This window comes from Vibrio sp. (genome assembly GCF_984391705.1).
Map to the genome: position 1 here is coordinate 1 of NZ_CFHWOM010000105.1, position 5545 is coordinate 5545.

6 protein-coding genes are annotated in these 5545 nt (G+C 41.3%); 4 read left to right on the top strand and 2 right to left on the bottom strand.

All coding sequences use genetic code 11. The features are described from left to right. Positions 1–52 precede the first annotated feature (52 nt). From AC4MRV_RS21365 to AC4MRV_RS21380, 4 genes are all read left to right on the top strand, one after another. Positions 53–718, top strand: coding sequence for a response regulator transcription factor (locus tag AC4MRV_RS21365; RefSeq protein WP_491189302.1), 666 nt, complete (start codon positions 53–55; stop codon positions 716–718). A gap of 1 nt (position 719) precedes the next feature. Continuing rightward, positions 720–1982, top strand: coding sequence for a histidine kinase dimerization/phospho-acceptor domain-containing protein (locus AC4MRV_RS21370; protein ID WP_491189303.1), 1263 nt, complete (start codon positions 720–722; stop codon positions 1980–1982). A 76-nt stretch (positions 1983–2058) separates the two neighbouring features. After that, positions 2059–3474, top strand: coding sequence for a flavin monoamine oxidase family protein (locus AC4MRV_RS21375; protein ID WP_491189304.1), 1416 nt, complete (start codon positions 2059–2061; stop codon positions 3472–3474). Continuing rightward, on the top strand, positions 3475–4194 hold the full coding sequence (locus tag AC4MRV_RS21380) for a GNAT family N-acetyltransferase (protein WP_491189305.1): 720 nt from the start codon (positions 3475–3477) through the stop codon (positions 4192–4194). 64 nt (positions 4195–4258) lie between these two features. Here the strand turns inward: AC4MRV_RS21380 and AC4MRV_RS21385 are convergent, their stop codons facing one another. Together AC4MRV_RS21385 and AC4MRV_RS21390 are read right to left on the bottom strand one after the other, a co-directional pair. Further along, the gene (locus AC4MRV_RS21385) at positions 4259–4816 is read right to left on the bottom strand and encodes a cytochrome b (protein WP_491189306.1); all 558 of its coding nucleotides are present in this window, start codon (positions 4814–4816) and stop codon (positions 4259–4261) included. Positions 4817–5077: 261 nt separating this feature from the next. Continuing rightward, a partial coding sequence (locus AC4MRV_RS21390) for a glutathione S-transferase family protein (protein ID WP_491189307.1) occupies positions 5078–5545 on the bottom strand: 468 nt, incomplete at its 5' end.

Below are 5545 nucleotides of genomic sequence, written 5' to 3' on the forward strand. Positions count from 1 at the left end.
CCTGTGTGATAAAATATCATTGTTGATATTTGAAACGTAAGGAAGGCAAATCATGCTTGTTTTATTGGTTGAGGATGACAAGGTATTGGCGTCAGCTTTAAGTGACTATCTTGCGCTCGATAACATTGAATGTGATTTTGCATACAATGGCCTTGCTGGCCTGAGTTTAGCGATGGAGAACCAGTACGACATTATTGTTCTTGATGTGATGCTGCCAAAGTTAAATGGTTTCTCGGTTTGCGAATCGTTGAGAAACAAGGGCGTGATTACGCCTGTATTGATGATGACAGCGAAAGATTCGCTAAATGATAAATTGGAAGGTTTCCGGGTCGGCACGGATGACTATGTGACAAAGCCATTTGCAATGGCTGAACTTAGCGCCAGGCTCAAAGCGTTGGCTAATCGAAGTCGAGGTCAAGTATCGAGTGTTTTCCATATTGGCGATCTTCGTGTCGATACAACATCACACACTGTACATCGTGACTCTGTTGAACTGAATTTAGCGCCACTAAGTTGGAAGTTGTTAGAGTGTCTTATTAGACATAGTCCAAATGTAGTGAGCAAGACAACGTTAGAGCAGGAAGTATGGGGCGAGGAAATCAGTGACAACAATTTAAAAGTACAAATTCACAAGTTACGACAAAGCATAGACAAGCCTTTCTCTTCGGCGTTGGTTCATAGCATACCTAAAGTGGGTTTTGCCCTAAGAGAGTCATGATATGCCGAGTCTACGTAAGAGGATTTATACCGTTTCGGCACTGTTTCTTGTCAGTATTTTGGCTTTTGTTTGTGCTTTAGGCTTTGTGATTCAACAGATGAGTATCGACACTGATACCGAGAACATGATGATTTACTACGGCCTGCTCATCGAAAAAAATGGCCTAAGAGAGGACTCGGAATTTGTTCCACAAGCTGGACTCTTGGCTGCGTATCATCGTGTAGAACATCTCCCTCCGTATATCAGAGAGGCTTTTTCATGGGACGATATGAAGAATGATCAATTATATCAACGTGCGCTGACCAATTCAGACAAGCAAAACGTTTATGTATATGTACTTAAATATCGCTTAAACGAACAACAAAGCAATATGTTTATCGTCTCCGAGTACTTGGAGGCATTAGAGGAACAAATGCAATATGAACAAGCATTATGGTATGAAAATACACGAACGTTAGGTGTTTTTAGTGCACTGCTGCTTGTTGGTGTTATCCTTATTTTTCTCTCGCTTTACTACCTTCTGATACACCCTATTCGAGCGATGTCTTTGTGGCTTTCGGAGCCTTCCAATCCCATCCCTTATGACAAAATCAAATATCAAGAGCTCATCGAAGTTGTGCATAGTTACCAAAGTAGTTTAGATAAACAAAAAGAAATCATTGATAAAGAAGAGTTGTTCCTCAGTACCATGAGCCATGAGTTGAGAACGCCAATTGCCATTATCGCGTCTAGTGTTGAGCTTCTAGATAGATTGGAGGTTGAAGAGAGGGTCGCCAAAATCAATGGCCGCATATCTTACGCGATAACCAATATGAACTATTTGGTGAAAACCTTGCTATGGCTTTCTAGAAAAAACAATCAACCGCTAACCGAGGAGGAAATAGATTTAACCGCGTTGATTCACCAGGTGATTAATGACAATGACTACCTTCTAAAAGGAAGAGATACCGTAATAGAGGTCAAATGTACACTCGAGCCAAGATATAAAATACGTGGTAACTATGGAGCAATACACTTGGCGATTGTTAACCTTGTCCGAAATGCTCTTCAATATAGTACGGATGGGCAGATAGATATCATCCTTGATGGTGGCGTATTGACTGTTGCAAACCCATATGAAGAGAATGCTAACCACACAAAGGGCAAAGAATCTTATGGTTATGGCTTGTATCTTGTTGAGAAAATATGTGCCTCTAGAGGGTACTTGTTTTCTATCGATTATCAGTCGAACAGCGTTGTGGCAAGTTTGAACGTGAAAACTTGATAACCGATTGATAACTGCACTTTGTTTATAGTACCTGCATCGAAAATCTGAACTTATGATAATGCAGTAGGTATTTATGAAACTTTTCCAAATGATCACAAAGGTGACACTAGCGACTTTGCTATGTAGTGGTCATGCGCTTGCAAGCGAGCCCCAGTATGAATATGTCGTTGTGGGTGCAGGTTCAGCGGGTTTATCAGCGGCTTATAAGTTGAAGAGCCTAGAAAAAGAGTTCATTGTTCTTGAGAAAAATGAACGCCCAGGTGGTATTGCAGAAAATGGAACTCATGGCCATTTTCATTATGCAAAAGGAACGGAGTATCTTGGTGAGCCTGAAGGATATTTAGCGGAGGTCATTCAGGATTTGAGGATCCCTATGGTTGAGATTCCCTCACCCATGGATGCGAGCTTCTTTGAAGGGAATATGTATATCGGTGGTCAAGAATTAGCTCGTTTGACCATTGAACATGCAGGTGAGCAAGAGTTTCAGAAGTTTATTACTTTGCTAAATAGTACTAAAGAGCTGACGTTTAAAGAGTTGCGTAAGCTCGATACTGTTTCTGCAAAAGAGTGGCTTGATGCTCACAAAATTTCTCCTTTTATTCAACAACGATACAACGTAATGGCTCGAGGCTTATTTGGGGCCAATCTAACGGAGATATCTGCATTAAGTTTTATTCCTGAGGCCATCTTTGACTACGTCGATGTTGAAGATGTGTCTGACTTGACGGAGCCTGACGCCACTAGTCATTCAGAATCGTGGACGACACAAACCGGTATCGCTTCGATAGCGACAGCCATTGCAAGCGAACTTAATAAACAGATTCACTATCACTCAAGTGTTAATAAAATCAGTAAAGCTGAGATTGGATACAAAGTGGAGTTTATTCGAGACGGTGAGTTGCACACTCTTACCACTGAAAAGGTTATCTTAGCGACGTCCGCACCTGTGGCTGCCTATCTTGCGAAAGAAGTACTGAGTAATGAACAAAAAAACATACTCGAACAAGTGGAGTATGCACAGTATGCCACGGTCGCACTGTTTTCCGATGTCCCTATTTTTAATCAAGCTTTTGATCTAGCTATTCTAGATGGTCAAGTGATTACTGACCTTTATGATGCGACATGGGTAGAAAGGTACTACTCACCAGAGCTTCGTGATGTTAAAGAGTATGTTGCTAGCGTGTATATGGCACCTCAAGGCGTGGCTGATAAGTCACTTTTAAAGAGCAGTGATGCAGAGCTTATGGCGATCATATTCAACGAATTAAATTTGGTTGTGCCTGATTTAAAAGAGAAAGTAATTGGATATGACATAAAACGTTTTTACCACGCGTACCCAGTGTTTAATAAGGGGTATTTCACCCGTTTGTATCAACTTAAATCAACGTTATCTGGCGTGTATTTAGCTGGGGATTACATGGCTTATCCTACGTTTGATGCGGCTTTTGAGTCTGGTTATGAAGCAGTGATACAAGCTGAGAAAGAGTAAATGCCAGACATCACAACACATAATGAATTGATAGAAACAGGTGAGCGTTTTATGTCAGTAGAACAATATCGTTTTGAGCCTTACACCGAGCATTACTTTGCTGGCTGTGTGGACCTAATTATGTCAACTTGGAACTTCCACTCAAGATTTGTAAATGTTCCTTGTAACAGGATTATCTACGAATATTACTTAAAAACGTGCCTTAACTGGAATCATCACCTAGAGATAATCGTTGATGAGTTCGACCAAGTCGTCGGTATCTTGTTTGGAAGTAAAGAAGAGATATCATATATTGAGGAGCTGAAGTTCGTACGAAAAGACAGACTCAACAATAAATGGAAGAACAAGAAAATTAACAATGGCGATTTTGGCGATCCAGACATTGCGAAACAAGAACTCATGTTGTTTACATTGAATGATGCTCTAGGTGAGAAAGATGCTTGTCTTTTCGAGGGGGAAGTGAATCTATTTATCGTTAGTCCATCTTTACAAGGGAAGGGGTTGGGCAGGAAGTTAATGAACCGTTATATGGATTTCTGTCGATGTAACCAGCTAGGACGCGTGTTCCTATGGACTGATAATGATTGTAACCACGGTTTTTATTCTAAGTACGGCTTTTCACTGTATAAGCGTTTTTGTGCCTATTCTTGCTATGGCGTAAAAAGTTCAACTGAAAATGGGATGGTTTTTTCAATAGAAGTCAAAAACGCTGTATTTTGAGTGTTGAGGGCAAGATGTCATAGGACATGAGCCCTCAATAATAGGCTTAGATTGTCTTTACAGTCTATCGTCCGAGCATTTTTAGTAGGGTTCGGTCTTTATCGATGATGTGATGTTTTACCGCTCCTGCTACGTGTAATACCAAAGCAATGGGTAGAAGGTACTGACCTATGATGTGATGAACTGTTTCAGACAACTCTTGGAGGGTAGGGGACAGTATTAATACTTCACCAGGAGTATTTGGGTCGACGGTTTCCGGCCATACTTCCAATGCAAAGATGTGAAGGCCATGCCCTCCTGCTACAGACATAACGACACCAGATAATGGCATCATAATCATGCACAACATCAGTAACCAATGTACGGCTTTACCCAAATATTTCTCTGTGCGGCTGTAATCTCCTACTGGTTCTGGCCAGCCTTCAATAATGCGCCATGCAATCCGTGGTATTAATACAGCGATGATGGCGACGCCTAGTGATGTATGAGAGTCAAAAAACCACTCTACCTCCAGACTCTCCATCAATAATCCAGATAAGAGCATGTAGATCATCATGCTGCCAGCAAGCCAATGAAGTGTGATGGATGTTCTGGATAGCGAATAGGTATTGTAACTCGACATGTTCTTTACTCATTTTTCGATTTCTTTTGAGCCTGACACGCTTGTTGTCGATTATTTGTCGAACCAATAGTAGTAAGGTATTTCAGGAGCATGATTTCCACATTGTTAGGAGATTCCACGGTGTGTGGATTAAGCCGTAAGCACAGTAGGATGAATGGAGAAGAAATGAAGCTGCAGTGTAATATCGAATTGCGCTTTGAGGATGAGCGCTGGCAAGTCTTACGTGATCAGATCTTCCTACGCCCACTTCCTCAAGTTTAACTATCTTCTGCCACCAGTGAGACGCACAATTTTTAAAATTAAGCGAAGTAACCAATTAGGAATGGGTGACATGTACGCTTTGACCCCATTGACGAATGCAGGACGATTTTCAATATCCTTCATCCACCGAACCAAATTAGGGTAGTCATTTAGTGGGTACGCGAACACTTTCCCCAATAAATACAGCGTTGGAAACCACGCGATATCAGCCATAGAGTAAGTGCTTCCGACTAAGTAGCGCTGTTGGGATAGTTTCTGTTCCAGTATTGATAAAGTATTCGCTATTTTGACTTCAGACTCTTTGAGTACAACATCAGGTGCTACCGTTATACGATGATTGTGAAACTGAGAGCGATGAGGAACGTATTGGTCATAAAATGCTTTTTGCTTAGGTGTTGGTAGGCGTCCCAAACCTTTGGCGTATATCCAAGGGACGATATAATCCATGTGAGAGTGTGAAGCGAGATC